Below are 25,616 nucleotides of genomic sequence, written 5' to 3'. Positions count from 1 at the left end.
AATAGCGCGGCGCCGTGTCGTTGATGCCACAGGTTGTCAGTTCGCCTTCCGAGTGATGGTGTACCAGCGGTCCTGGTCGTACTCTCGCAGCAGCGCGATGTCCGCGTTCGTGAGCTCTCGGAGAGTGACTCCGCCTGCATCAAGCCGGTTGATGAGTTCGAGGAGATTTTCTGGTGTATCGGTCGGCGCATGCCGAAGGAGTGCCAAAAGCGTGTCACGCCTGTTGCAAAATGTCAGGATGCTTTCGCTGTCGACCTTGGGCCGGTTTGCCTTGGCCTTCATCGACTCATAGAGCTCACTCGCCTCCCGTCGCTCATCGGGGCCGAGGGTGGCGAAACGAGCAGGAGAGATCTCATGAATCCGTGCGGTGGCCCACGTCTTCCAGAACTGCCTGATAGAGGTATTCAACTCGCTGGTGAACGCCTCCAAGGCGCGTCTGGCATCAACGAAAGCCCGGTCTCCGGGCAGACCACCGCGCGACTTCGATGCGAGCTTGGCTCGTGCGGTGTCGAACCCGGAGACATCAAGAGCCTGGCCGGTGCGCTCGTGCAGCAGCACCGCGGTCCGCTGCTGCACCATCGCTGCCTGCAACGCTGTCCGCACCTCATCGATACGGCGGAGCACCCGCTCCTGGTCGTCTCGCTCCTTTTGGCTTTCAGCGATGCTGCGGGCCGTGTTCTGCAACTCCTGCGCCTTCTCCAGAACCGTCACGTTGCTCATATGCCTGCCTCCGTCTGGGATGATGTGGCGTCATCTACGGCCTGCTGCCACTCCGCGAGCAGGCCTGCCAACTGGTCCGCGGCATCGCTGACCGCATTCTGGGTCTGCATCCGCGCTGCCGCGAGGGCCGTGTCAAGCAAGGCGTCGGCGGTCTTCAGGTAGTCGTGCATCTCCCGCAGATGCGGTGACCGTGGCGCGGCAACTATAACCAGGAGGCTCTCGGCCGACTGGTCTTGGAGGCTATCGGTGACACGGGACAGTTCTTTCTCCAGCACGGACACCGTATTCCAGTCGGCTTCTGCGACGGCTGCAGCCCGCGCCTCCAGTTCGGGTCCCTGGGGTCCAGTGATGCCTTGGGCGTTGGCCATCTGCAATGCCGTGGACACTTGCAGGATGAGACGGTCACCGGGGCCGCTCGACTTGGGGAAATGTTCTCGAATCTCGTGGACCAGCGTGGTCAACTCTTGCAGTTGACCGCGTACCGTAACATCCCATCCGGAGCGAAGGGGAAGTGCGGCCTCCTTGGCCCATTTCGGCAGTTCGACGCTCGACAAGTCCCACTTCTGCGCAGCCTTCCTCACGAGGGCAACGGCACGTGCCGCGTCAAGGACGTGGACGGCCCCCGTGGCACCCTGGCCGAGCCCCAGAGAACTCAGCAGGGCTTCCACAAGACCGGCGCGATGCTGCAGGTGCGCCTCAAGCCGCTTCATCCACGTCTCAGTGCGCGATGAGCTATCCGGTCGAGCCCACGCCTGCCCCTTGTCGAAGGCGGCGGCATAGAGGGCATCGATCGGCATACCCGGCACAACCTGCCCGGCAAGGGCAGCCCCGAGCAGAGATACGCGCAGTCCAGCGACCAGGTCCTCATCGGAGTGTTCAGCATTGAGTGCGACCCGTTCACGCAGGGCCGTTCGGTACGTCTCGGCAGTGCTGGCGAGTCTGACCACGTCTTGAGGCCGCATCCCGTCGGCATCCTGGGCGTGAACCCGTACCAGGCTCTTGAAGAACTCACCGTTTGAGGGATTGCGCTCCAGGACGATCGCTGCGCTCTTGTTGAGCGCCTCGGCACTGGCGTCCTCGATCGAGACTGTGCTGGCTTTGACAGTCCAGCCAGCCGCTTCCGCATCGCCGACTCCGATCGGCTTCATGGGAGGCGTGAGCCAATCCTCCCTGTAATGAACCGATCGGGAGACCATGGTGCGGACGATGTTTGCCACCTCGGTGGTGAGGCGGGATCCGCTAGCCGCCCAGTCTTCCACTACTTGGAGTTTGCGCTGGAGAGCGGGGGGAACGGGAGGTGCCTGCGGCGCATCGACGAGAGTGATCGCGGGCTTAGACGTCTCTCCCGCGGGCAGGGAGCCGACGGGACCGGCACCTCGCCCGTCTACGTCCAACTCCGGCAGAGAGAATGCCTCGCCGATGCCCTGCGGCAGGTTCACCAACTGGGCGGGGGCATCAGCCCAGAACTCCAGCGCCTTGCGTCGGCGCTTGGCGTTCAGGGGGTCACGTGCATCGACGTCTTCGCTGACGCTGTTGGGCAGTGCTTTGTCGACGCCCCTGACGGCCTTGTAGTTCTCCTGGAAAAAGGCGCTCGGGAACTCGCCCTTCCCGATCGACCTATAAGCATCGTTGAGGATCGGGATGACTCCGCTGCCCAGAACGGTGCGCGGGACGAATGCGTAGGGGTTTTCCTGCGGAGCCACGCTGTGAACGACACGCATCAGAGCCGCCCGATTGAAGGGGTAGAGGCCGAACCCGTCGGCCGATGCACCGAAAGAACTGTGACACAGGCCCTTTATGGTGCAGTCGTCGCACTTGTTGGGGATCGAGTCGTCGCCAGCACGCTCCAGTGCGTCACGCCCCACTCGTGCGGCGTTGAGGTACTTCGCGACAAAAGTGACGATCTCCTCTGTCCCCGTCTTGCCTTCTCCTAGGACGATGTTCAGGTTGTAGACAAATCCTCCGGTAGATGTGCTGATCCTGGTGGCTGCGGTTTCCGGAAGGTCGTGGAAATACCCGCTCGTGATCGCCATGAGGGTCCGCATGGGTGCGAGAGCTGTTTTCCCGTACCGCTCCGACGTCTCGGTGATCGCGTCGAGCAGGTCTCCCTGGACACCTTGGATGAGGGCGAAGTCCTCTACCAGGAGGACGATCTCCTTGCCCTGGCGGGCGTAGATCTCACGTACTTTCTGCATCGCTCCCAGGAGGCGACCGCCTCCCAGCGACGATAGTTCCTGGACGGCCTTGTCCCAGTGCGCGTTGAGCAACTCAACAGCCAGCACCTGTAGTTCAGGTCTGGACATTAGCATGCCGAAGATTTGTCGCGTAGGAGCCGCCATGTCGCCGGTGATGGCGTCCGGGCTCAAGGGGAGGTCGTCCAAAGAAAAACGTGGAGGGCGTTCCTCGCCGGTCTCCCGATCGCTGAGGAAATGCTCGGCGAACCGGGGAATGAAGTTGTCGGGCTCCAACATCTGTCCCTGCAGAAGCGGATCCTGCAGGAGCAGGGAGATGCCTCGTGGCCCGACGAGTTGCCGTTTCTTCCCGGAGACCGCGTCCTTGCCGAGGTCGGCTAGAGTGACACTCAACTGGGTAATGAGACGGCGCGCCAACGAGGCGGCGGTGAAGGTCCCGGTGACCTGCCGGATGTCCTTGCGGATCTGTTCGATCTCTTCGTCTTCAACTCCGTCGAGGAGGGAGTCGATCACATGCCGCAGACTCGTTTTAGACTTCTCGAGGTAGATGATCTTTCGGTCATCGGAGTGCTTGATCTTCTCTTTGACCCAGCGCACCAGATGGGATTTCCCGGATCCTGATTCACCAACCACCGGCAGCAGCAGCGTCCCGGTGTTCGTGCGTCGGCTTAGGAAGTCGTTCCGGACATCCTCTTCAGTAACGCTCTCACCCGTGCTGCTGAACGACCGGCCATTAATCCGGCAACGCTGAATACCCAGCCGCGTGTGTGTGGAGAGGAAGACACCAGGTGAGGCGACAACCGCCTCCGTCTGGATCGTGGAAATGACCTTCTCCACGTCCCAGCAGACGTAACGATGGAAGTCAGACATGGGCGGCCTCCTGTCGGGCGATGGAGGAGCAAAGGCGCATGGACGACTGCTCGGGGTCCTGCACTTTGATCGGTTGCTTCGCGTCCGAGTCGCTGCTCAATACGAGCCATTTCTCGTACTTGCCTCGCATCAGAGCGAAGGAAAGTGCCGCGCCGGCAGTCCGGTCGTCTGCAAGCCCATAACCCAAATTGTTGGAGATGGCTCCACCCGGAAGGACGGGAAGGTGTTCGCGTAGCAGGCGCAGGACATCCAGAGCATCAGCAGGAGCCCCTGGCGGCAGATGCTCTTCCAACACCTGTTGCACGGCCCGCGTGCAGTCCGGAATGTACCGTTGGGCGATGTGCGGTGCCGGGGCTCCCAAGCCGAGGGAGGTCGCCCACGCCATGAACGGCGACCATCGAGTGTCGTTCACAAAGACCAACTCTCCGTCAGGTGCGTCCCTTTGGTGCCGACTGTCCACCACGGTCCAATTGAAGGACTCCGAGAACGGATCGCGGGTCAGGCTCCAGACCAGAGCCCGCCGCAGGTCATCGGCGGTCTCGGCCGGTTGATGCCCGCGCAGGCCCAGCACGGCGGACCGCAGGGCGCGTTGGAAGGCCGCATAGTCGTCCCAAGAAAGCGCTGTAAGGTCACCCGCCAAGGCCCACTCTTGACTGTCGCCGCTTTTCTCGGCGAGCCCTAGTGATCGCAGGGTGGTGAGGGCGTAGTGGACTGTGGTGAGCTTCTTCGATTCGCGGCTGTCGGGCTCGAGGAAGGTACGGAGCGTGTCGTAGGCCACAGGCCCGGACCGCGAGGCCAGGAAGCGCACGACGGCCCAGATTTCGCCGGGATACGGTACGGGCGTGTTGAGCAATGCCATTACCTGAACTCGCTTCTCGCGTGCTCGATGTTCAACGACGGGTGGGTGGTCACGAAGGGGACCCCAGGCCTGGTCGGGTCCTCTACCTGCCGGGGGAGCAGGAGGTAGACAGGGTCCCCGTCCTCAAGCCGGTACCGGACTTCTTCTTCGAGGAGCGATGTCGCCTCATCGGCAACCCAGGCGACGGTGGCCGGGGTGCCACTGCTCATAAGGCTGCTGTCATGATCGACGAGCACCGGATGACCTGGTGCCTGTTCCTGCATCTGCCGGGCCAGTTCCGCGCCAAGGCCGGGGCCGGCGAAATGAGAGACACCCGACCGTGCCAGCTTCACCAGCACAGGCAGCAAGTTCTCTCTGCGCTGCGCAGGGTCATGCCAGTAGATGCTGAGGTGAGAGGTCTGGGGGTGCAGGTGGGCCAGAGGACTGTCGGACAGGGGCCACTCAACAGCGGCCGGATCCGGCGAGAGCGGCCCGCGATAGTGAAACGCCGCTCCTTCAAGCGGAAGTCCCTGACGCCGACACGCAGGACAGCCACGGCAGGATGCCATGGTGTAGTGGCGCCCACCGCTGCTTCCCGCGATCGAGTAGTACTCGGCCAGGGTGTCAGCAATGCACCGCTTGTGACCCAAGACCGTCAACATCGCGCGCAGAGAGTTGCGCTGGGCATCCTTGGCACTCGAGCGAATGCGCTCGTAGGCGACACGGAAGTGCTCTGGATTGTTGGTCTGCCCATCCACCAATTCGATCTCGATCCGGTCCCGGGCGGTTTCGTAGAACTCTGTGATCAGCGCCTGCCAGGCCACGGCATCTTCGCCGGGCTCATGCATCGGCGGTGTGGGAGGGAACACCCGGATCAGGCCGATGCGATCCATCATGTTGAGCAGGCGAACGTTCCAGTCCTTGTGCGTGGCGTACCCAACGGACATCCGCGGTGGCCGCACGGTCAAGTCGAGCAAGTAGCGGTTCCCGTGCAGGTGATGCCCCTTGGTGAACATCGCCCGCCACCGTTCCCACGCCGTGTCCGCCATGAGGATCTTCTGCTCGTTCAGGGACTGGGCTGTGGTCTGGTCGGCAGGGGCCGACGCCAGGTAGGCGATCGAGGGACTGCCGTCGCGGCCGCCTCGTCCGACCTCCTGGTAGTAGCGGTCCACCGTCTCGGGCACGCAGGCGTGTACGACACTGCGGACGTCGTCGAGATCGACGCCCAACCCGAAGGCGGAGGTGCCGACGACGACGTCGTACTCGGTCGCGACAGCACCATGGCTCGTGCGGCCCGACCAGCCCTCAAGCGCGCGACGACGCCCCGCGTCGTTGATGTCTCCGTGCACGACGGTGACGCGCTGCATCCCTGCAGCGCGCAGAGCATGGACCCACTCGGTGGCGCGCTTCTTCTGGGTCGCATACAGCACCATCGGTTTCGGGAGGCGTGCAACAGCCAGGAGCACTGCTTGGGCGCGCGCCTCTTCCGAGTCGAAGGCATCCAAGAAGTAGGCAGGTTCGCTGCGCAGTTCGGAGGACCAGACCACGCGGGTGCTTTCGCCGGAACCGAACAGGTCACGCAGCGTTGTGACCTGTTGCTCGGTGAGCGTGGCACTCATCGCGACCGTCCTGGGGGCACGCCCTTGGGGTGCGATCTCGCGCCAAGCCCGGTGCGGGGCGGCGAGACTCTGAAACCCTGAACGGAACTCGTTGCCCCACTGTTCGACGAGGTGCGCCTCGTCCAGGATGACGTAGTTCAGGTGCCCGTCCTGAGCGGCGTCGCGCAGGGCTTTGCTCAGGCCGGCGACCACGGCTTCCGGCGAAGCGATCACCAGTCCCTGCCGTCCCACTGAGATATCCGATCGCATTTGCTCCTTGTCGGCCTCGCTCAACTCCCCGAAATAGGCGTACCGCTTGTGAAGAGCGCCGGGATCACGCCTGCTCAGCAACTCACGGACACGCCGCTCCATGTCGATAGCCAAGACCACGGTGGGCACAACCATCACGGACACGCCGCTGCGTCGGTTGGCCAGCATGGCCCCAGTGAGCGCCACCGGTGTCTTGCCGTGGCCGGTAGGCAGGCAGACCAGGAGGGTCTCACCCGGCGGCATAAGGGCTACCGCGCGAGCTGCTTGACGCTGCCCTTTGGAAAGGTAGTGCTCGTAGCCGAGGACGTCTGTCCAAAATGGATCGGCCGGCGCAGCTTGCAGAACCCGGGCCAGACCGGAGTCCTTGCCCAGGACCGCTTCACGGACCTGCGCAAGACCTGCCTCGTGCGCAGGTTTGTCACCCTCGCCGGGAGCCCACTCCTGGCCCCGCACCAGCGCGCGGCTCCCGTCGACCACCACGTCGCAACCGCCCGCTCGCCACTGATCGACGGTGGGCAGACCCTCTCGCAACGGCACCGACAACCGGCCTGTCCGTCCCAGTGCCTGGTGGTGCAACAGCAGTTGTCGAGTCAGCGAGACGATGTCCAGCCAGCCAGTGCTGCCGTTGTCTATCCCACTCAGGGCATCTGCCAGACGGCGTAGAACGCCTTTGGCCAGTATGTCCGGCTTCACCTCGGGCCATTGGTTGAGAAGGTGCTGAGCGCTTACCCATGCGTCGTCAGACATCAGTAGGCCAGTTCCAATCCGCGGCGGACCAGGCAGGCAGCCGCCACGACCCGGACAACCGGCTGCGACAGCCCCTCGGCGAGCGAAGTCAGCACCTTCGCATCGGTGATCAGGCTTTCGGTGTCGCGCAGCAGTCGGCCAGCTGCCTGCCGAGCCTGGGCCTGCGAGTGCAAAATGGCGGAAACCTCCAGCGCCTTCTGCTGGGCGTTCTGGCAAGCTGCCGCGAGATCCGTACGTTGGTGCAGGAACCTCAGTGCTGCCTGCTGTGCGTCACGGACGTACGTGGCCGCATGCTCCTGGCCTCCGAACACCTCAAACAGCTCCGAGACGCGCTGGCTGTTGTAGTTTCGGTCACCCTTGCTCTTGTTGTAGCGACGATTCAAAAAGGCCAACTGGCCCTCGACGGTCACGGGCTCGTTCGTGCCCGCCTCGATCCAGACGCGCCTGATGACAGGAGGGAAGATCCGATCCGCCTGGCGGCGCAAAGCCCTTGCCGCGTCCGCGCTGCCTTGGACGTGCTTCAGCGCGGCAGAGGTGTCCGCCTGGATGAGGAAGTCGAATCCGAAATACGGCTGCGGTTCGTGCCCCGGCGGCATCCCCCGGTCGATACGCCGGAAGGCGGCACTCTGTCCGAGACTGTCATTGAGGACGGCATCGGACAGCATGTCCACCAGGGGATTGCCGACGCGGAACAGCCGTGCGTCCCGACTGCGCAGCGCACGCGACCGGTTGAACATCGCATGAGCGATCTCATCGTTCGGGATACGAGTCTTGATCCGTTCCCAGTGGCGGGGAGCAAGAAGCGGACGGCTCGAACCGTTGTTGATCAGAAAGCGCCGCGCCGGGGATCCTTCGATGGAACGAACGAGGGAAGGCAGCTTGATCCCCCCTCCAGCGGCGTCCGTATAAGCCAGGAGCGCCTCTTCTGTCTCGGACCAGTCACGCTCGATATCAGTCAGCGCGGCCGGAACGCTGCGCAAACGCTGCGACGACACGTGGATGGATTCCAAGAGGTCCATCTTGCGGATCTCGTCGCGTTCCTTGCCGAGCCGGGCAAGCACGTCCTGCTGCTGCGCCACCAGCCCTTCCGGTCCGTCCTCAACTGCCCCGGTCCATACACTCATGAGCGACTGGGTTATGGCGTTCTGGAGGGTAGAGACGGAACCGTCGAAGACCTTGTAGGCATCCCTGAGCAGGGTGGCCCATGCCTCAGCGAAGGAGCCGTCGGGGCCGTGTTCCTCGGCCAGCCGCAACTGGGGCGCGGGACCAGCGGCTCCAGGCAAAGCCGGGCCCGGGTAGCGGTCGACGCGGCCCAGACGCTGTTCCAGTTGGTTGGGTGACCAGGGAAGCCTCAGATGGACGACGCAGTCGGCTGCCTGCAGGTTCAGGCCGTCTTCGGCCGTGTCGTCGGCCAGGAGCACCGCTTGCCCGGGCATGGGGGCGGCCCACCGAGAGATTTCGGTTGCCGCCTTGGCCGCGCCGAGCGTACGCGTGTGCTGGGCGGTCACTACCTTCGGGAAGTCACGGCGCAACCTGCCTGCGAGCGCGTCAGCCAGCCGGCCGGGTCCGCAGAAGACGACGGCGCGCTTTGCCTTGCGCATCACGGGAAGAAGCGCCCGGATGACGTGCTTCAGGTTCTCCTCGCTCGGCTCGGCCCCCGCAGGCCAGTCTTTCTCGGCCTCAGCCAGCACGGTCTTCTCACATGCAACCACCGGCACGCCGAGGAGCAGTTCCCTCTCCCGCGGTGAGAGCCCGGCACGTTCGCCAGCATCGGCGTCGCCCTGTACCCGCCACCGGAGAGCATCGATGGTGTCGTAGGGAAGCGCGGGTGCCCGCGAGGTGAGAATCGCCAAGGGCATGGCGAACCGCGAGAGCTGGATGGTCATGCCCTCGTTCTCCAGGTGCTCGCGCACCTTGCTCCACCAGCGCATCACGAATGCATCCCCGGCCTCTACGATCGCCGAGGGCGAATGGATGAGTTCAGGTCGCCGGCGGCCGCGTACTTCATAGGGGAGTGCCTCGGCGTCCGGGCCGCTGCCCTCTCGTAGCACCGCCTCACGCCGGTTACGAATCACTCGGCGGTGGATCCGGTACGTCTCACTGATGTGAGCGCGCAGCTCAATGACCCGACGGGCGAACTCATCTTGCGCATCGGGGTTGATCAGCTCGTCCTCCTCGTCGAGCAAGCTGAGGACCTCATCCGCGAGCCGAGCCAGACGGACATCACTGGAGGGAACCTGTGCTCGGATCTCCTCGATGGAGTCCCGGATGACATACGTGTACTCCGGGTTCAGGGAGTAGACCGAGTTGGCCAGATCCTCGCGCATGCGGTAACGGTCCTCGAAGTCCTGGCGCCGCTCCCACGAGTAGAGTTCTTTGTCGAGCAGGTGAAGCAGACCGAGGTTCGTCAGGTATCCGGACGTCACGGGGGTGGCGGACAGCAGCAGCAGCCGCTGGGCCGAGTGCGCGAGTTCGCGCAACTCCTTGTAAGGCGTCTCATCCGGACCTACCTGCACCAGTGCGTGAGCCTCGTCCACGACGACGAGGTCAGCCTGCCTGTAGCTAGCCCACTTCTCGGGATTCTCGTGACTGATGACGACGATCGTTGCATTAGGGAAGTCCCCGATGTGGAACTTGTCCCTGAGTTCGGATAGCCACTGTCGGCGAAGAGCGGCCGGCGAGACCACCACCACGCACGCCTCGGGATTGTCGATGAGGATCTGACGCACGACGTATCCGGCCTCAATCGTCTTCCCGAGGCCGACCTCATCGGCCAGGAGGTACCGCTGGACCGGGTCGGAAAGGACCGTGAGCGCGGCGTTCACCTGGTGCGGAAAAATCTCCACCGTCGACGACAGGAACGTGCTCATGCCAGCGCAGGCGCCACGCTGCCGGACGAGGTTTTTAAGGATAGGGAGCCTTGCGTCCCGGTACGGCGTTGTACTGCCGCCGCGGACTGTCAGATCCGCTGTGGGGTCCAACACAGGGCGATCCCACCGCACGTAGAGATGTTCCTCGCGAACAGGTAGGTCGTAGTCCACATTGGGGAACCGCACGATGTAGGAACGCTGGGCGGGCTCTGCCTGTATCACTCGACCTGCGTTCCATAGACCATCCGGGCTCTTCCACCAGATGCGCTCCTCGCGCTTCAGGAGGACACGGCGAACCAGGTGCTCCGCCACCCACTGCGACTGTGCGATCGTCGCGGCCGGCGACTCAAAGTAGTCAACGCGGACGCGCCCCGCATCCGCCTCCCCGACCTTGCCGATCCCCGGACCCCCCGGTATCCGGACGAAGGCACCAAGTTGTCTTGCGCTGCTCGCGTGGCCCTGCTTCACGATCTTGCCCCCACCTGTTGTGCAGATCGCCCTTCCCCAGGGCGCAGCGCCCCCCGGCGCCATAGCAGCACATCTTCTACCATTTGATCACAAGTTCTCTAGGTCGTTGAACCCTTGAGGATGCGCCGTCTGTAAAGAGCGGATGCAGTGACACCCCAGGGTGCGTCCAGTTAATGGCTCTGTCGCTCTTTCGGCTGGTGAGCCGTACTGGGTTTGGTGAGGTCCGGGTTACCTGGCATCGGTTGGCGCGGGGTGTTGATGGAACGGTAGTGGTTGGCTTCGTATTCGGCAGGTGGTACGTCACCGATAGTGGAGTGCAGACGGCGGTGGTTGTACCAGCCGATCCATTCGACGATGGAGTATTCGACCTGGTCACGGGTGCGCCATGTCTGCCGGTGAATCAGTTCGGCCTTGAAGGTGCCGTTCAAGGCTCTGGCCACGGCGTTGTCATAGAAGTTGGCGACCGAACCGACCGACGCCATGACGTTGACGTCGGCTAGGCGGGCGACGTACCGGGAACTGGTGTACTGGCAGCCGTTGTCGCTGTGGTGAATCAGGCGGTCGGCCCGCGGACGTCCCTCGCGCCGCCGTTGCCACAGCCCATCTCCAGGGCGTCCAGGAGCAGATCGGTACGTAGGCGGTCGGCCAGTTGCTAGCCCACGATCCGGCGGGAGAAGGCGTCCATCACGAACGCCACGTACACCAGCCCTCCCAGGTGCGCTCAGCAACCCGTCGCCGAATGGTATGGGCCGCAGCCTCGCCGTGCCCCTCACGGCCAGTGTCGACCCAGCCGAAGACTAGTCGTTTGTCTGGGTCACTCGCCCAGCGAGGGAGGATCCAGATGCCGCCGAGAAGAAGATCCAAGACTACCTGCGCGCAAAGAAGTATCAGCTTCCTGCACGACGAATCGACTCGGGATCTCGTCGGGCCTACTACGACGGACACATCGGGCCGCTCGACACCGAGTTCACAGCTACCGTGAGGTACCTGCGGCCCGCTTCGGACCTACAGAGCCGACTCCATCCGAGCGCCAAGCTGCCACCGAACGCCACCAAGAACAATCGGAGAACGCGAAGCGGAAGCAGAAGCGTTAGCACCTCAGCGTAGCGAGCGACTGGCAGTCAGTGGCCGTGGCGGATAGCCATGAACGGGGGGTGGACTGTAAAGCATCTTGCTAACGGGAACGCTAACAACGCTGGTTGCTGCGACCTCCCTGACGACAGCGTTGACGACAACGGTGACAAGCGAGGCCACACGATCTCAGCCACCAACCACCGTCAACCCATGGTCGAGGTGTACCCGGGCGTGCGCGGCCGTCGGCTACGGATCAGCAGGTAGGGGTTTGAATCCCTCCGGCTGTGCAGGTCAAGGGCCTACTCCGATCATTGGAGTAGGCGCCCTTTTCGACATTCGGGACTGCTCGGTGTCACTACTTCTCATGCCCACCAGCAGAACGCGAGGCCGCCAGCACGGCCATACACACTGCAGACGGCTCACAGCCACCTCCGGTACCCAGGGGCGTTCGAGCCCTACGACGGTCCGAGCAACCGACGAAGAAGGTAGGGCGAACGGACGGCCAGGCTGGCGTTTGTGAGTGTTGATAGGGCGGATGTACAGGGATATATGAGGATTTGACCGCCGTCGGCGGGACATGAGAACAACGGGGACTGCCATGGACGTGAACGCAAGCGATCATCATCATCGGGAGCGCGTCGCTGTCTGCAGCACGGAGATGAGCTACGTGGACGTCGGCGAGGGCGACCCGTGAGTCTTGCTGCACGGCAACCCGACATGGTCCTACCTGTGGCGCAACGTGATCCCCTACCTCGCCGGCCAGCGGCGATGCCTCGCGCCTGATCTCGTTGGCATGGGCCGGTCCGGACCTGCCTCGGACGGGCAGTACCGCTTCACCGACCACGCCAGGTACCTGGATGCCTGGTTCGACGCCGTCCTACCGGACCAGCCGGTCGTCCTCGTCGTGCTCGACTATACGGGGGTCTGCGGATCTGAAACACGGCTTGCGAGAGCTATCCGAATCCAAGAAAATGGCGTTACGGGTGCAGGGCTATTGGTGGGCTTGACTCGCGTGCACGCAGCCTTAGAGGTGATTGTGATCACCTCCGCTTGGCCAGTCACGCGCGAAGTGAAGGGATGAGGACGCCTGTTGCCGACGGGCAGAGAAGACCGCACGCCAACTCCTCCATGAGGTATACGGAGCCTTTTCACTGGCTTCGCGGTTGTGCAGGACGTGGATGGCTTGCCGAGGTGACCGGCCCGGTGGGGGGCAGCAGCGGAGCTTGGTCAGGGTCTTCCATGTCTTGAGTTGCGCGTTCGCTCGTTCGCCGGGGCCACGGAACTTGGCGTGGGAGCGGTTGGTCACCGACGCCGGCAGGGCCTCCTCCCGCTGTCCGACTGCCGCCGGCAGCCATCGCAGCAAGGCCCCCGCCAAGATCCCCACGCAGTCCAACAGCGTCTCGGCGGACGGGCGTCCTACCAGTTTGATCACCGTGGCCGGTCCCTGCTCACACGGTATGAAATTGTGAGGCGGCAGATTCGGAGCGGCGTTGCGGCACCCTTCGGCAGAGTTGTCCGCACGGCGAGAAGGAGCGGGTTGTGAGGGAAAACCGTGACGGGCGGAAGGTTGTTTCCGACCCATCGGCATGGGCCGGCATAGTCTTCGTCGACATTGACGGCACCCTCGTACCGGCCCCCGGCTCCGCTGTCCACGTAGCCCGATATCTGGGCACGGAGGAGGAGATGGCTAAGGCCGAGGCAGCCTACGCGGCTGGTCAATTGACCAACCCCGAGATCGCGGCGGTGGACGCCCTCGCATGGGCGGACCGTACCGAACGGGAGATCGACGACTGGCTGACTCAACTGCCGCTCGTCGACGGAATCGCGGAGACGGTCCAGTGGTGCCGTGCGCATCGTCTGCTGCCGGTACTGGCCACCCTGGCCTGGCAGCCGATCGGAAAGCATCTCGGGAAAAGGTTCGGGTTCGCCGCCTACTGCGGACCTGAGCTGGAAATTCTCAACGGGTCCTTCACCGGCCGAGTTCGGGCCACCTTCGATGAGTTCGATAAACGCGACTTCGCGCTGCGCTACGCGGAGAACCTCGGCTTCGGCCCGTCCCAGTGCGCCGCCATCGGCGACAGCCGGTCGGACCTGCCGCTGTTCGACGAAGTCGGCCTCAGTGTCGCCTTCAACGCGGACCAGCAGGCACGTGACAGGGCCTCGACGACGGTGGACGGCGGGGACCTACGGGCCGTGACACCGCTTCTGGCGGATTGGCATCAGCGCATTCGTTGAAGCGCCCAGCCGGGTCCGGCGCATGTCGTCATCCGTACCCGGCCTGGGTGTTCGGGAGTAACGGCAAAGCGGGGGCGCCTGGACGGCTCTGGCGAGGTGGCTGTGCCGAATCCGTGCCCCAGACGAAGGGCGTACGCGCGCTTGGGATCCTGTTCCAGCTGGTCAGCGGGCGATCCATTCCCGCGGGGATCGAATGTGGCGTTATCCGGCCTCCGGCCGCAGCTCAAAACGCGGCGAGCCGCGGCCGGAGCCCTCAGAGTCCGGGGCACGATGGATACGAGTCCGCTCAAGCGCCGGCACTGCCATTCGTTGATCCACCGCCGGATTTCCGTAAGCCAGCCGACGCGGTCCACGTCGCGGTGCGCCACGATGAAGCGACGGGCCGGAGCCTTCCCGCCGTGCCGATCGGGCGGCCTGGCCCACGATCGCCTTCCTCCGACCATGTACCGGCGCTGGCCGTCATGCCATCCAGCAGTACACCTCGTGACCCTCCTGGATGGCCAGCCGTGCCAATCCGGCGACGTCATCGAGGATGAGCCGCGCCATCTCCGGGTCGAAGGCACCGCCGTCGCCGGCATCCCGCCGAACCCACTCTGAAACAACACCATCGAGCCGGGCATCATCGGCCGCGGCCAACCCGACACGAAGAGCAGGAGAGAACGCGAAGACCAGGCAGGAGCTCCCGTCCCCTGCATCGGCGACGATGCGCGGCATACCGAGCGCGACAAGCTCGGCGAAGCCACGGCCGGTCAGAATGCTCTCCCACTCGATCACAGCCGTACCGGCGACGAAGTTGCCGAACGGCACCGACTCGAAGACACCCTCCGGTCCGGCATCCAACACACCGGCCGCCGCCACGTCATCCGGCGCGACAAAGAACTCGACGATGATGCTCACCGCCGCATCCTGCCTGCCATCCCGGGCCATGTCATCCGCGACGTCATCCGCGACGCCCGATGCAGACGGTCGGCCTCCCGCCGACGTGATCGCGCCTCCGGCGGGAGCCTCCGCCTCGGGGATCGCAGGGGCCGGGCGCCGGGGTGAAGGTGGTCACGGGATTGGGGATGAACGAGGTCACCAGCAGGTCAGCGTCGTAGTCGCCCCGCGTACTATGCGCGTCCTCGCCAAGGCGCTTGCCCGTCATTGTCGCCCACGTAGTACAGGCTTCGAAGACGGATACCGCCACGCGGCAGGATCGCTAAAGCCGTCGTCGGTGCGCGGCCCCCGGGAGCCACCCGGGCGCACGATCTCGAGATGGACCAGCTCGCGGCCCCACGCGCCGACGGGGAGCGAGAAGCGCTGCGCATCCTGCTGGTCGCGCGCCAGGAGATCACCGTGATGTGCACCGCAGACCAACCGGCTACGCGCCTTGAGGGTGCTTTCCACGCTAAGCCGCCAGAAACCGAAGTCCGCTGCTGAGCGCGGCCGGGTCGGCCATAGGTTCAGATAGACCGACCCGCCATCCTCGGTCGGGACCCGATGTACGCAGGGAGCCTCGGTGATGCGCGGCGAGAGCAGGAGCCTCAAGGAGGACACTGGGGATCACCCAACACAGGCCATGACCTTTGATAATGTCCTCTAAATTATGCCGGGCCTGGGAGGGTTCTTAGCCATGCAGGCAGGACCGTCTGAGCCCTTCATTGCCTCTACTATCATCCCGGCTGCGATTCTAGTCGTCGTTTTCATCCTGTGGCGGGCCGCGATCCGACGGAGTCAAAAACAACGCCGGCGGGTAGCGCAGCATCCCAGGGTTGCGGTTCAGTCGATGACGGCTCCGATAGCCGCCGCTGCGCGGCCTCACTCGACACCGCCTCTGCCCGGGAGCGGGCACGGACCTGGGGCCATCACTTTGTCGGCGGGCCGGTTCACGCCGTTGGAAGAACTCGGCCGTGGCGGCATGGGTGTGGTCTGGCGCGCGAGGGACACGGTGCTGGGTCGGCAAGTGGCGATCAAACAGCTCCTCCCGCCCGTTGGGCTCTCTGCCGACGCGAGAGGAGCCATGCGAGCTCGCATGCTCCGCGAGGCGCGGGCCGCCGCGCAACTCGACCACAGGAATGCCGTGACCGTTCACGATGTCCTCCTGGATCAGGACTCGGTGCTCATCGTGATGGAACTGGTCAAAGCAGTGACGCTGGCCAAGACCGTGGAGCGCGAGGGGCCGCTGCCTCACGCACGGGTTGCCGAAATCGGCCTTGACATGCTCGATGTGCTGACCGAAGCGCATGAACTCGGAATCATTCATCGCGACGTTAAGCCCGCGAATGTCCTTGTACGGGGAGACGGATCGATAAAACTCGCCGACTTCGGCATTGCCAGGTTCGAGAGTGACCCAACGCTCACCGAAGCGGGCGCCATCATCGGTACCCCGGCCTACATGGCCCCAGAGCAGATCCGAGGGCTGGAGAGCTCACCCGCCATCGACCTGTGGGGACTTGGAGCCACGCTCTTCTACGCTGCTGAAGGGCGGCCCGCGTTCGGTGGACCGAGCCCGACAGCGGTAATGGCCGCCGTCCTGACCGACCCACCACGTACCCCGCAACGCGCAGGATCTCCACTGGGTCAGCTGCTCATCAGCTTGCTCGCGAAAGATCCAAAGGACAGGCCAACAACGGCACAGCTACGTTCCGGCCTTTCACAGCTCACATCGAGGTCTTGATGTATCGCAGGTTGGGAACTCAACCAGAAGGTGGGGCGTTAGTGAGCAGGGCCATTACTCTGAGCACCTTGCTAAAAGTTCCATATCGAGGGTGGACGTATGTTGAGACGACGTAAGCGGCAGGGTCGCAGCGCATCACCGGTCCCCACGGACGCCGAGACAGCCGCCTTCATGCAGCGACTGGCGGACACCTTCGTCGAGAAGACACGAGCGGACGGTTACGTCTTCGACTGGAACCCGGAACACGTCGATCAGCTCGACAAGTACTGTGACGAATTCATCGCCGGCCTTCCCCCGAGGGAGGTCAAAGAAAGTGTGGCCCTGGGCGTGGGGGCATATCTCGGTGAACTCATGCTCCGCAGCAGCGGAGGACGCTGGACCTACTGTACGGAACAGAACCATGCGCGTCTTGAACTGGCCAACGGGCTCGTGGGATACCCCCACGGCAAGGTCGCCAAGCGCCTGGAGCACGGCAGCGAGCACAGCCTTGAAGCCTTCTATTGGTACGGCGTCACCCGCGAGCCGCCCCCGAACACGATCGCCACGCTGGTGAACCCCACCGACTGAGTCGGTCTCCTAGCTCCTGTTTCCTTCTCCGACAAATCAACGCCGTCTCGATCGGCGAGCAACCGATGTTGCCAATCTGTCGGATGCACCACTTGGCGGAGTGGTCGCATACTCGTCGCATGGGGCGACGTACGGAGCCGCGGGAGGTTGTGAGGCGGGAGGGCCGTAAGCAGTTCGCGTTCCTCATCGCGGAGGGTGGCTTCACGGGTCCAAAGGAGATCGAGGACGGCGTGGTCTACGACCAACCTGAAGACGGTGACCAAACGTGTCCATCAACGGGGTTGCCCAAGATCTTGCCCGCCGTGTTGGGGCCCAACCTTCGCGAGACGGTGCGGTGCTGTCAGGGGCGGCTACTGCCCGATACGTGATCCGTCGGAACGGTCGGCGTTTCCTTGCGTGCCGTTGCGGTCTTAGACGACGGGGCGTCTAGCGACGTCGTAAGCGTCCCAGTCGAGTTCCCAGAATGGCTGAAGGCCGTGTTCGTCGATGTACTGCCGCTCGGTCCCGTGGATCGGGTACAGGCCGGCGAGGTGGATGATGTCGTGTCCCTCGTGGCCGGGAGGGCTGACGTCGATGCGGCAGTCGGTTCGATCGGCAACGGCTGGGGCGAAGACGACGAATGCCGTCATGTCCGATTCCGGGGACACTCGTTCTCCGAAGTCGATGGTGTTGCCGTAGCTGAATGGACAGGATCCGCGAAGGTCTTCGGCGAGATACCCGACGGCCCACGCCCAACGGTCGTCTTTGGATCGCACGCTGAGACACAGCTCCGGGCGACCGAACTTCCAGTCGGGATGCTCGGCCAGCGACAGACCGTAGGTGAGAGCGGTCGTCAGATCCTCGGGCATGTCCTGGTAGGCGATGACCGTCACGCCCTTGAGGTTCTCCTTGGTCGAGGCGACGGGTAGGAATCGCGGCTCGACACCGCCGCTGAGACGGTCCAAGTGAGCAAGGTAGCTCTCCACACGGCTGGGCACACACCGATCTTCCCGAACATGCTCGCCCCGTGGAAACCTAGCTAGAGCTCGTGCGATCCGGAGAAGGCTGCGGGTCTTCATGTCGTTGACGGGCTTACACGGATACCCCTCCAGCATCCCACCGTAGGTCGAGGACAGCCGCGGCTCGGAGAGCTCAATCGAGCGACCGGACGAGAGGGCGAGGCTGCTCAGCGGCATGTCCACACCCTACGGCCCAAGATCCATTCCAATACACGGTTCCGACCCCAGCGCGATGCGCCGATGGGTGAGGTGCCGGCTCGGCGAGGGGCAGGCCGGCGCCTCATTCAGGCGCGCACGCCGGGGGGCAGGTCACGCCGGAACGATGTAGAGGTGGCTCATCGCCGATCGATGCGTCGAGGCGGAACCGCGCCGGTCGGGTAGGCCGACCGCCGTGCCCTGCACCGCGCCGGTCTGGCCGCGCAGCCAGTCCACCCGCACGTAGGCGTTGAAGACCGGGGCGCAGCCCGGTGCTGTCGACACCGCGAAGTGCGGGGTGTACAGCGGCACCACGACGTGGTGCACCCAGTACGGGACCGTCTTGGTGACACTGCTCGTCGACGAGTCCGTGTGGCAGACTTTCGTGCCCGCTGCGTTCCACTGGTTGACGATCAGCGTGAACCGGGCAGTCGAGGAACCGGTCTTGTCGCAGGCGACGCCGCGCGCACACACCTGGTAGTCCACGTCGCCGAAGACGTTGAGCTGGTGGAGCCCGGCCGGTGCAGTGGTGATCGGGAGCGCGGGCTGCCGTACGGTCCGGTGGGTCGAGTCCACCGGCAGGTCGCCGTAGGGCATCTCGTCGTCGAGCGGCTTGCCGTTCGCCGCGTTGTCGACCGACGTGTCGGCGAACCGCAACGAACCGCCCGCGATCCGCACCGCGGATGTCTGCTTGTAAAGCGAGGCGACCCTCGCGTACGTCGTGCAGGTGGCCGTCGCGGCCACGCCGGGGTGCAGCAGGAACTTGGTCACGATCCAGGTGTCTTCCCACTGCGGGTTCTGGCCCGTGCCCGCATAGATGTTCTGGCCCATCACCAGGTTCTTGCTGCCACCCGGCCACGTGCACCGCACCTCGTTGTCCACCAGCGTTCGTACGGTGGCCGCGTTCGCGCGCAACGACGAGACCACGTACGCGGTCTGCTTCGCGGTCATTGCCAGCCGTACGGTGCCGAGCGCTACGACGTTATGGTCGATCCCCGATTTCGGCGGCGGCGGGCCGGTGACCCGCTGCGCCTTGAACGTGACCGACGTGACCGACGTGGCGGCGGAAGCCGGGACCGGAGGGCAGTGGTCTGTGGACTTGGAATCACCCGAATGGTCGTTCTGATCGGTGCACTTCGTGCTGGCCTTCGCCTGCGCACTCGCCGTAGCGCTCGCGCTTTCCTGGGCCGGAGTCGCGGTGCTGGTGGGAGACGAAGCGGCGTCCACCGCATTTCCTCTGCAACCGGTCAGGGAGATTCCCAGTGTCACTAGTGCGACCGCACCGAAGACAGCCCTCTTCGCCGCCAAAAGACTCTCCTCAGATCGCTGTGCGTGCTCCTGCGATCGTGCCACATATTGGTGATGCGGTGGGGCCGGAGAAGTTTTCCGGCGAGAAAAGGCATCCGAAGAAGCATGATTCCCCGTTCGGCCAGAAGGCCACCGGCCGGACCCGCGGCGGATTCGGCCGCCGCCGCTGGCCCCCACGGCGCCATCGCGGCCGTACGTCGAGTCGGTCAGTGGTCGAGGTGGAGGCCGGGTCATTCCGGGGCAAGCGTCTTGCGCAGAATCACCGCTTGCCTGTCATAGCCCATCCGGTTTTCGTAGAACGGCACGGACAGGGGGCTGCTCAGATTCGTGTCGGTCACGGCGACCTCCGCGCCCTTCCGCCGTCCCCACGTCTGAGCGGCTTCCATGAGCGCCGTACCTGCGCCCTTGCGGCGATATCCCTCGGCGACGGCAAGCGCGGTGATCACGAGTCGTACCCGGGACAGATCACGTTGAAGTTGCCAACGGGCGTCCGGGCTCGGCCGGTTCACCACGGCTTCGATGACCCCGACCACCTGCCCGTCATCCTCGGCGACGAGCCACAGCGTGTCATCGCTCCGCTCATCGGCTATGCCCCGCTCGAACCACTCCGCCAGGCCCTGAGCATCGGGTTCATGGATCACCTCGGGTACGAGCGCGGCGTAATACCTGCCGGCGTCTCGCCATGCCCGCGCGCATCCGTCACCGTCCCCTGGCCGGATTCCGCGCACTATGAGTCCGCTCATCTCATCAATATCCACCCATCGGGCGAACATCGGCTCGCCCGACCGAGGCAGGGCATCAGGCCACCGTCAGATGCGGGTACAGGTCCCGCAAGACCCCCAATTCAGCAGCGTGGTGGACGAACTCATCCAGCACATGGAGCACGATGTCCGTCGCAGGGCGATCGGCGAAGGCGAAGAAGGGTGCCCCGGCCGGCTCCCACCACCGCTCGTCGGCCATCCTGCCGAGCGGCTCACGCCAGTGGACGCGATAAGCGTTCTCCAGGAACTCCGTCCCGGCCGCCGCTGTGCCGAAGAACTCGACATCGTCGAGCGTGATGTTGCGTCCGTGAAAGAGGCGCGTTCCGAAGTCGATGAACATCAATCCGATATGCCCCATGCGCCACGCGATCGTGCTGATCGGCACGGGGTCGGGTGCCGGGCCACCACCGCCCTCCCCATCCATGCGCCACCGTCCCTCGGCGTCCGCACGCAGCGTCCAACCGCCCGGAGCGGGTTCCCAGAGGTACTCGTCATCAGTAAGGCCCGCAAGCCGGTGCTGAGTGCGCTGCCAGACATCGTCGAATACCGAGGTGATCGAGGTGCGCATGGCGGCCATGGAACAAGTTCCCCTCTCTCGGCGGCCCGTGATCCGAGAAAATGCTGGAGAGCCGGCCGCCGCGGATGAGCCCCTTCCACAATGACGTGCAGGACGTCGATGGACTTCGGTTAGGCAGGAAAACATCGCCGTCGTCCGTGGCCGTGGGCGACCACGTACGACTGGGGGGTTCGTGACAGAAGACGAGGTGGCATCGCTCACGGCGGCGTGGCGTACGCGGTGGGGCGGGGCTCCGATCGCGTACGAGTTCCGCGGCCGATATGCCGATCGCTGGATTCGGTTTCACAGCCTTCCCCGGTCCAAGCGGTACGCGGAGACCGAGGAGGAGTACGGCATCATCCTCGCGCGGCATCACGACGTGCTGGCCGAGCTCGGTGCGGGCGATGATCTTTACGTGATCGCCGGCTACTTCGCGGACGCGCAGGGCCGGATCATCGTCGCCCGCGCTCATCAGGGGGCGGTCCCCTGGATGACGATCCAGCCCGATGAGCGTTCGGCCTTCGAGATTCCGATGACGCTCTACGCCGGCACGACCTCCCTCGAGGGATCGACTCTGAATCCGTTCTTGCGGGCCGTGGCCGACGACCGGATCGCGTACGCGATCATCGCTCCGCCGGACCTGAGGTGGCTGTATCACCCCTACGACGGCGGAGCCGATGTCATCGCCCCGACCGCGCACGACCGGGATGTGCTGAAGGAACGCCACGCGGACTGGCTGTCGGCACACCCCGCGGGTCTGTAGCGGCTCAGGCGGCCGGTGACGACGGGTGCGGAAGAGAGGCGACCCGGCACTCCCCGTAGAGCCGCGTCACTCCTGGCCGTCGGCGGAGCGGTTCTCCTGCCATCGCTGCACCGCCGTCCGTACGGCCTCTTCGTCTTCAACGGCATGGGCACCGGACGCGCCCGCGGCACCGAGGATCAGCTCACCGTCGGTGACCAGAACACCGCCCGCCCACGGGACGAAGTCGCCGCGGTAGAGATGCTGGATGCCGTCGACGATCCCCCCAGGCAGGTCGATCAGGCCGGAGGGCTTCAGCGCGTACAGCGCAGTGCGCGCCTTGGCGACAGCGATCCGGCTGGTCATGGGCATACCGCCATCGGCACGCCGCAGGGCGATCACCTCTCCGGCGACATCGATGACGGCCACCGCCAGCGGAGGGAAACCTCGCTCCGCACCGACCGCCAACGCGGCTCGCACCAACCAGTCCGCCTCGGCCGACTTCAGTCCGGGAAGACGCGGAGTATCAGGCATGAACCGGGAAATTAACGGCGACGGCCCTGATGGTCAAAGCGGCCGGATCCCCGCTCACTGGGCGAGCAGATGCACGGCGAGGGCGAAGATCACGGCGCTGGAGGTCACCGTCGTGATCAGCCGCCCTCGGCCGCCGGTCAGCGCGCGGCCGAGCAGCGCTCCACCGCCGGCCAGGAGCAGTTGCCAGCTGGCGGACGCCCCGAACGCCGCGAGGACGAACACCCCTTGCCGCAGATGATCCGGTGCGACCGTGCCCTGGTCGCCGAGCACGAGCGCGGCGAAGTAGATCACGGTGATGGGGTTCATCATGGTCAGTCCCAGCAGCGCCAGGTACGCCCGGACGGGGCTGATCGGGGTCTCACCGGCCTGAGCCGTCGCCTGGGCCCCGCGGTGCCGGCGGATCGCCCGCGCCGCCGACCGGGCCGCCAGCGCGATCAGTACCAGGGCCGAGGCCCAGCGCAGAGGCTGCATGATCGGCCGGATCACCGGGGTGACCGCTGAACCCGCCACCGCGGCGACCAGGGCGTACAGGCCGTCGGCGGTCGCGACACCGAGTGCGGCGAACGCGCCGATCCGCAGGGTCGTCCGAGCGGTGAGAGCCACCAGGTAGGTCGCGACCGCTCCCACCGGCATGGCGATGCCGTAGCCGGCGAACAGCCCCGCGACCAAGGCGGCGATCACGCCTTTGAGAGCGTCGACCTCCATGGCCGGCCGGACTGCTGTCGGCCGCGCACCGAACGGACGGCGTGGCACGGCAACAGAGAACGGACGAACGTGGTCATGGCCAGATCCTCCGGGTAGCGGGCGCACCCGTACAACTCATTTTCAAGCCAACCCGGCGATCGGAGTCTCTAGAGCAGCCTTGTCATGAAAACGCTGTTCGGATCGGGGCGGTAGGCCGCGAAGGGCTCGCAGTAGTCGAAGCCGAACTTCTCATACAGCTTCCTCGCCGGGAGGAAGAACTCGGCGGAGCCGGTCTCCAGGCTCAGCCGGGCGAAGCCCATCCCCTTGGCTTCGGTGAGGATGTGACTCAGCAGCCGGGACGCGATTCCGCTGCGCTTGCGCGCGGTCGCGGTACGCATCGACTTCAGCTCGGCGTGGACCGCGTCCAGTCTCTTGATCGCGCCACAGCCCAGCACCGAGTCGCCGTCCATCACCGACCAGAATGTGACCTCCGGCCCGCGCAGCGCGTCGAGGTCGAGCGCGTGTTTGCTCTCCAACGGCGTAATGGACCGCATCTGTCGCACGTGCTCGTGGAGGAACTCGGCGATCTGCGGGCCGGACAGGTCGTCCACCACGATGTTCATCTCGCTCCTTCGTCGACGCCTCTCATGACCGACAGGTCCCCGCGCGTTTCAGCGGCCGTACGCGAATCTAACCGTGGAAGAGCCGCCCCCGTACGGCGAGGTGCCCCGAGAGTGCCGTTCAGTTCGCACTCGAAGGGCCGCACCATCGGCGCAGCGCCGCGTCCAGGCCCGGTCCGCCGGCCCATGCCACGTAGCCGTCGGGCCGGATGAGCCGCGGTTCCGTGCCGTCGCGGGCCTCGACGCGGCCGGCCCAGCCCACGGGCGGTGACGCGCCGACGAGCACGGCGCGGCCGTCGGGCGCGACCGGGACGTCGGCGGCGCGGCCGACGATGCCGGGGTAGGTGATCCCGATGCCCGACAGCTCGAACGCCACGGCCCGGCGCGCCTCGGGGACGGCGAGCAGCCCGGTGACGATCTCCCGGACGGCCGCGGCGTCGGGGATGGGCACGCCGAGCACTCCCTGCGCCCGGGTGCTGAGCAGCACGCGGGCGGCGATCGGGTGGCGCTCGTCGTGGTAGCTGTCGAGCAGCCCGTCGGCGGCGTGCCCGCGGACCTGCGCGGCCAGCTTCCAGCCGAGGTTCACCGCGTCCTGCAGACCCAGGTTGAGCCCCTGGCCGCCGACCGGAAGGTGGATGTGCGCGGCGTCGCCCGCGAACAGCACACGGCCGTGGCGGTAGCGCTCCAGCTGCCGTGCCGCGTCGCCGAACCGTGAGGCCCACAGCACCTCGCCCACCTCGATCCCCGGCCCGTGCGCGTCGGTCAGCCCCCGCTGCATCTCGTCGGCCGTGACGGGCGCGTCGCGGCCGAGCCGCTGCTGCTCCTCGCCGCCGACGACCGCGCGGTAGCGCCCACCCGAGAGCGGCAGCAGGAACCCCGACCCGCCCGACGGCAACTGCCAGTCGTCGGCGAGCCCGGCGGGCTTCCGTGCGAGCGTGAGGTCGGCGACGACCAGGGAGATCCGCGCCGAGGTGCCGGGGAACGCCGCCCCCAGCAGCCTCCGGACCGTGCTGTGCCCGCCGTCCGCCGCGACGAGCCACCCCGCCCGGTGACGGCGCCCGCCCGCGGTGACGGTGACGCCCTCGCCGTCCTGCTCCACGGCGGTGACGGCGGCGTCGCGCAGCACCGGCAGGCGCAGCCGCGCCTCGATCGCCGCCGCGACGTACGCCTGCTCGACACCGAGCTGGTACGGGAAGCGCGTCGGCAGGTCGGCGTAGTCGATCGGGATGCCCGAGAAGTGCCCCGCGGGCACCCGAGCCTCGGCGTGCGCCTCGACCGCCGCCAGCAGGCCGCGTTCGTGCAGCACCTCGATCGACCGGGGCTGGAGGGCGAGTGCCTTCGACTGCGTGGTCGGCCGGGCGTCGCGCTCCAGGACCAGGACGTCGAGCCCGGCGCGCTCCAGCTCGAACGCGGTCAGCAGGCCGGTCGGGCCGCCGCCCGCCACCAGGACGTCAGGCATCGAGGTTCTCCTTGCGGAGGTACCAGACGTGCCAGGCGATCAGGCAGCCCAGTGCGCCGAACCACGCCACGTTGGTGACCAGGGCGATGAGGTCGATCGGCAGGGTGTAGACGAGCACGATGTGCACCACCGCGTTGGCCACGAGTACGCCGCCCCAGGCGGCCGTGTTGATGCGCAGCCCGCGCCGGAACCGCGCGTCGGTGTCCCAGCGGGCCGCCCACGCGGCCGCGCCCTCGGCACCACGCTTGATCTCGGCGATCGTACGGCCCAACGTCAGCTGGGCGGGTTTGCCGACGACGATCGTGACCAGCATCCACGCGCCGAACAGGCCACCCAGAGCGGCGGTCCACCCTTCCCGGATCGCGAGGGTGCGCGGGTCGTCTGACAACAGGCCGAGCACGACGGACAGCACCAGGACGCTCAGCGTGACCAGGGCGATGAGGTCGATGCGGCGGTTGCGCACGATGGCCCACACCGCGTACGGCGCGGCCACGAGGACGCCGGCCATCAGCGCCCACCACTGGCTCACGCCCGCGGCGCGCAGGCCGTAGAAGAGCACCATCGGCACGACCACCTCGAACACGACGGCCATCACGTTGGCGCGGATCACCCGGCGCAGGCCCATGTCGGGCGCGGTCTTCTCCTGGGTCAGCATTC

At 65.6% G+C, this 25,616-nt stretch carries 22 protein-coding genes and 1 pseudogene; 6 read left to right on the top strand and 17 right to left on the bottom strand.

Features of this window, described 5'->3' with window-relative positions; translation table 11 throughout:
* Nucleotides 1-36: 36 nt before the first annotated feature.
* The 6 genes from ABEA10_RS04450 to ABEA10_RS04425 all read right to left on the bottom strand — a co-directional run bounded on the left by ABEA10_RS04450 (nucleotide 37) and on the right by ABEA10_RS04425 (nucleotide 11,055).
* A complete protein-coding gene (locus ABEA10_RS04450) occupies nucleotides 37-720 on the bottom strand; it encodes a hypothetical protein (RefSeq protein WP_345457806.1) in 684 nt (227 codons plus the stop codon).
* Entirely contained in the window at nucleotides 717-3,782 is a 3,066-nt protein-coding gene (gene dpdH, locus ABEA10_RS04445; protein ID WP_345457803.1) for a protein DpdH, read from the bottom strand. Before dpdH ends, ABEA10_RS04450 begins: the two co-directional genes overlap by 4 nt.
* The gene (dpdG, locus tag ABEA10_RS04440) at nucleotides 3,775-4,641 is read right to left on the bottom strand and encodes a protein DpdG (protein ID WP_345457799.1); all 867 of its coding nucleotides are present in this window, start codon (nucleotides 4,639-4,641) and stop codon (nucleotides 3,775-3,777) included. The genes dpdH and dpdG overlap by 8 nt, the downstream gene beginning before the upstream one ends.
* The gene (gene dpdF, locus ABEA10_RS04435) at nucleotides 4,641-7,235 is read right to left on the bottom strand and encodes a protein DpdF (protein ID WP_345457796.1); all 2,595 of its coding nucleotides are present in this window, start codon (nucleotides 7,233-7,235) and stop codon (nucleotides 4,641-4,643) included. The genes dpdG and dpdF overlap by 1 nt, the downstream gene beginning before the upstream one ends.
* A complete protein-coding gene (gene dpdE / locus ABEA10_RS04430) occupies nucleotides 7,235-10,636 on the bottom strand; it encodes a protein DpdE (RefSeq protein ID WP_345457793.1) in 3,402 nt (1,133 codons plus the stop codon). Before dpdE ends, dpdF begins: the two co-directional genes overlap by 1 nt.
* A gap of 107 nt (nucleotides 10,637-10,743) precedes the next feature.
* Nucleotides 10,744-11,055, bottom strand: coding sequence for an integrase core domain-containing protein (locus ABEA10_RS04425; protein ID WP_345457790.1), 312 nt, complete (start codon nucleotides 11,053-11,055; stop codon nucleotides 10,744-10,746).
* A gap of 1,289 nt (nucleotides 11,056-12,344) precedes the next feature.
* On the opposite strand from ABEA10_RS04425, the gene ABEA10_RS04420 reads away from it, so the two are divergent.
* Nucleotides 12,345-12,728 carry an alpha/beta fold hydrolase gene (locus ABEA10_RS04420; RefSeq protein WP_345457787.1) on the top strand — a complete coding sequence of 128 codons (384 nt, stop codon included), beginning with the start codon at nucleotides 12,345-12,347 and terminating at the stop codon, nucleotides 12,726-12,728.
* A 69-nt stretch (nucleotides 12,729-12,797) separates the two neighbouring features.
* Here the strand turns inward: ABEA10_RS04420 and ABEA10_RS50985 are convergent.
* Nucleotides 12,798-12,947, bottom strand: a pseudogene (locus ABEA10_RS50985) (IS5/IS1182 family transposase); the annotation flags it as partial.
* A 239-nt stretch (nucleotides 12,948-13,186) separates the two neighbouring features.
* Here ABEA10_RS50985 and ABEA10_RS04410 point away from each other — a divergent pair.
* On the top strand, nucleotides 13,187-13,882 hold the full coding sequence (locus ABEA10_RS04410; RefSeq protein WP_345457784.1) for an HAD family hydrolase: 696 nt from the start codon (nucleotides 13,187-13,189) through the stop codon (nucleotides 13,880-13,882).
* Between the two features lie 459 nt (nucleotides 13,883-14,341).
* Here the strand turns inward: ABEA10_RS04410 and ABEA10_RS04405 are convergent, their stop codons facing one another.
* Nucleotides 14,342-14,779: a hypothetical protein gene (locus tag ABEA10_RS04405; RefSeq protein ID WP_345457781.1), complete on the bottom strand. Its 438-nt coding sequence runs from the start codon at nucleotides 14,777-14,779 to the stop codon at nucleotides 14,342-14,344.
* A 357-nt stretch (nucleotides 14,780-15,136) separates the two neighbouring features.
* Between ABEA10_RS04405 and ABEA10_RS04400 the strand changes: the two genes are divergently transcribed.
* The 3 genes from ABEA10_RS04400 (at nucleotide 15,137) to ABEA10_RS04390 (ending at nucleotide 17,105) form a co-directional block, all read left to right on the top strand.
* Nucleotides 15,137-15,301: a hypothetical protein gene (locus ABEA10_RS04400; RefSeq protein ID WP_345457778.1), complete on the top strand. Its 165-nt coding sequence runs from the start codon at nucleotides 15,137-15,139 to the stop codon at nucleotides 15,299-15,301.
* Between the two features lie 166 nt (nucleotides 15,302-15,467).
* On the top strand, nucleotides 15,468-16,538 hold the full coding sequence (locus ABEA10_RS04395) for a serine/threonine-protein kinase (RefSeq protein ID WP_345457775.1): 1,071 nt from the start codon (nucleotides 15,468-15,470) through the stop codon (nucleotides 16,536-16,538).
* Between the two features lie 171 nt (nucleotides 16,539-16,709).
* Nucleotides 16,710-17,105 (top strand): hypothetical protein, encoded by a 396-nt coding sequence (locus ABEA10_RS04390; protein ID WP_345457772.1) that lies wholly within the window; start codon nucleotides 16,710-16,712, stop codon nucleotides 17,103-17,105.
* Nucleotides 17,106-17,515: 410 nt separating this feature from the next.
* On the opposite strand, the gene ABEA10_RS04385 is transcribed toward ABEA10_RS04390, so the two are convergent.
* The 4 genes from ABEA10_RS04385 to ABEA10_RS04370 form a co-directional block, all read right to left on the bottom strand.
* Nucleotides 17,516-18,280: a suppressor of fused domain protein gene (locus ABEA10_RS04385; protein ID WP_345457769.1), complete on the bottom strand. Its 765-nt coding sequence runs from the start codon at nucleotides 18,278-18,280 to the stop codon at nucleotides 17,516-17,518.
* Nucleotides 18,281-18,412: 132 nt separating this feature from the next.
* Nucleotides 18,413-19,249 (bottom strand): hypothetical protein, encoded by an 837-nt coding sequence (locus tag ABEA10_RS04380; RefSeq protein ID WP_345457766.1) that lies wholly within the window; start codon nucleotides 19,247-19,249, stop codon nucleotides 18,413-18,415.
* Nucleotides 19,250-19,836: 587 nt separating this feature from the next.
* On the bottom strand, nucleotides 19,837-20,247 hold the full coding sequence (locus ABEA10_RS04375; RefSeq protein ID WP_345457764.1) for a GNAT family N-acetyltransferase: 411 nt from the start codon (nucleotides 20,245-20,247) through the stop codon (nucleotides 19,837-19,839).
* Between the two features lie 157 nt (nucleotides 20,248-20,404).
* Nucleotides 20,405-20,935, bottom strand: a complete 531-nt coding sequence (locus ABEA10_RS04370; RefSeq protein ID WP_345457761.1) for a DinB family protein — start codon at nucleotides 20,933-20,935, stop codon at nucleotides 20,405-20,407.
* Nucleotides 20,936-21,131: 196 nt separating this feature from the next.
* On the opposite strand from ABEA10_RS04370, the gene ABEA10_RS04365 reads away from it, so the two are divergent.
* A complete protein-coding gene (locus tag ABEA10_RS04365) occupies nucleotides 21,132-21,686 on the top strand; it encodes a DUF3885 domain-containing protein (RefSeq protein WP_345457758.1) in 555 nt (184 codons plus the stop codon).
* Between the two features lie 66 nt (nucleotides 21,687-21,752).
* Here the strand turns inward: ABEA10_RS04365 and ABEA10_RS04360 are convergent, their stop codons facing one another.
* The 5 genes from ABEA10_RS04360 to ABEA10_RS04340 form a co-directional block, all read right to left on the bottom strand.
* On the bottom strand, nucleotides 21,753-22,196 hold the full coding sequence (locus tag ABEA10_RS04360; RefSeq protein WP_345457756.1) for a GlcG/HbpS family heme-binding protein: 444 nt from the start codon (nucleotides 22,194-22,196) through the stop codon (nucleotides 21,753-21,755).
* A gap of 54 nt (nucleotides 22,197-22,250) precedes the next feature.
* On the bottom strand, nucleotides 22,251-22,901 hold the full coding sequence (locus ABEA10_RS04355; protein WP_345457754.1) for a LysE family transporter: 651 nt from the start codon (nucleotides 22,899-22,901) through the stop codon (nucleotides 22,251-22,253).
* Nucleotides 22,902-23,047: 146 nt separating this feature from the next.
* Complete coding sequence (locus ABEA10_RS04350; RefSeq protein ID WP_345457752.1) at nucleotides 23,048-23,503, bottom strand: GNAT family N-acetyltransferase; 456 nt, start codon at nucleotides 23,501-23,503, stop codon at nucleotides 23,048-23,050.
* Nucleotides 23,504-23,621: 118 nt separating this feature from the next.
* Nucleotides 23,622-24,959 (bottom strand): FAD-dependent oxidoreductase, encoded by a 1,338-nt coding sequence (locus ABEA10_RS04345; protein ID WP_345457749.1) that lies wholly within the window; start codon nucleotides 24,957-24,959, stop codon nucleotides 23,622-23,624.
* Nucleotides 24,952-25,614 (bottom strand): VC0807 family protein, encoded by a 663-nt coding sequence (locus tag ABEA10_RS04340; protein WP_345457747.1) that lies wholly within the window; start codon nucleotides 25,612-25,614, stop codon nucleotides 24,952-24,954. Before ABEA10_RS04340 ends, ABEA10_RS04345 begins: the two co-directional genes overlap by 8 nt.
* Nucleotides 25,615-25,616: the final 2 nt, after the last annotated feature.

It is taken from the genome of Actinoallomurus oryzae (genome assembly GCF_039541955.1).
Lineage (GTDB): Bacteria > Actinomycetota > Actinomycetes > Streptosporangiales > Streptosporangiaceae > Actinoallomurus > Actinoallomurus oryzae.
This window is presented reverse-complemented; position numbering and strand designations above follow the sequence as displayed.

Excerpts from the sequence above, each read along its gene's own strand:
- ABEA10_RS04450 (WP_345457806.1), bottom strand. The coding sequence starts at position 720 with ATGAGCAACGTGACGGTTCTGGAGAAGGCGCAGGAGTTGCAGAACACG.
- dpdH (WP_345457803.1), bottom strand. The coding sequence starts at position 3,782 with ATGTCTGACTTCCATCGTTACGTCTGCTGGGACGTGGAGAAGGTCATT.
- dpdG (WP_345457799.1), bottom strand. The coding sequence starts at position 4,641 with ATGGCATTGCTCAACACGCCCGTACCGTATCCCGGCGAAATCTGGGCC.
- dpdF (WP_345457796.1), bottom strand. The coding sequence starts at position 7,235 with ATGTCTGACGACGCATGGGTAAGCGCTCAGCACCTTCTCAACCAATGG.
- dpdE (WP_345457793.1), bottom strand. The coding sequence starts at position 10,636 with ATGGCGCCGGGGGGCGCTGCGCCCTGGGGAAGGGCGATCTGCACAACA.
- ABEA10_RS04425 (WP_345457790.1), bottom strand. The coding sequence starts at position 11,055 with ATGGCGTCGGTCGGTTCGGTCGCCAACTTCTATGACAACGCCGTGGCC.
- ABEA10_RS04400 (WP_345457778.1), top strand. The coding sequence starts at position 15,137 with ATGGACCAGCTCGCGGCCCCACGCGCCGACGGGGAGCGAGAAGCGCTG.
- ABEA10_RS04395 (WP_345457775.1), top strand. The coding sequence starts at position 15,468 with ATGCCGGGCCTGGGAGGGTTCTTAGCCATGCAGGCAGGACCGTCTGAG.
- ABEA10_RS04390 (WP_345457772.1), top strand. The coding sequence starts at position 16,710 with ATGCAGCGACTGGCGGACACCTTCGTCGAGAAGACACGAGCGGACGGT.
- ABEA10_RS04385 (WP_345457769.1), bottom strand. The coding sequence starts at position 18,280 with ATGCCGCTGAGCAGCCTCGCCCTCTCGTCCGGTCGCTCGATTGAGCTC.
- ABEA10_RS04380 (WP_345457766.1), bottom strand. The coding sequence starts at position 19,249 with ATGACCGCGAAGCAGACCGCGTACGTGGTCTCGTCGTTGCGCGCGAAC.
- ABEA10_RS04370 (WP_345457761.1), bottom strand. The coding sequence starts at position 20,935 with ATGCGCACCTCGATCACCTCGGTATTCGACGATGTCTGGCAGCGCACT.
- ABEA10_RS04360 (WP_345457756.1), bottom strand. The coding sequence starts at position 22,196 with ATGCCTGATACTCCGCGTCTTCCCGGACTGAAGTCGGCCGAGGCGGAC.
- ABEA10_RS04355 (WP_345457754.1), bottom strand. The coding sequence starts at position 22,901 with ATGGAGGTCGACGCTCTCAAAGGCGTGATCGCCGCCTTGGTCGCGGGG.
- ABEA10_RS04350 (WP_345457752.1), bottom strand. The coding sequence starts at position 23,503 with ATGAACATCGTGGTGGACGACCTGTCCGGCCCGCAGATCGCCGAGTTC.
- ABEA10_RS04345 (WP_345457749.1), bottom strand. The coding sequence starts at position 24,959 with ATGCCTGACGTCCTGGTGGCGGGCGGCGGCCCGACCGGCCTGCTGACC.
- ABEA10_RS04340 (WP_345457747.1), bottom strand. The coding sequence starts at position 25,614 with ATGCTGACCCAGGAGAAGACCGCGCCCGACATGGGCCTGCGCCGGGTG.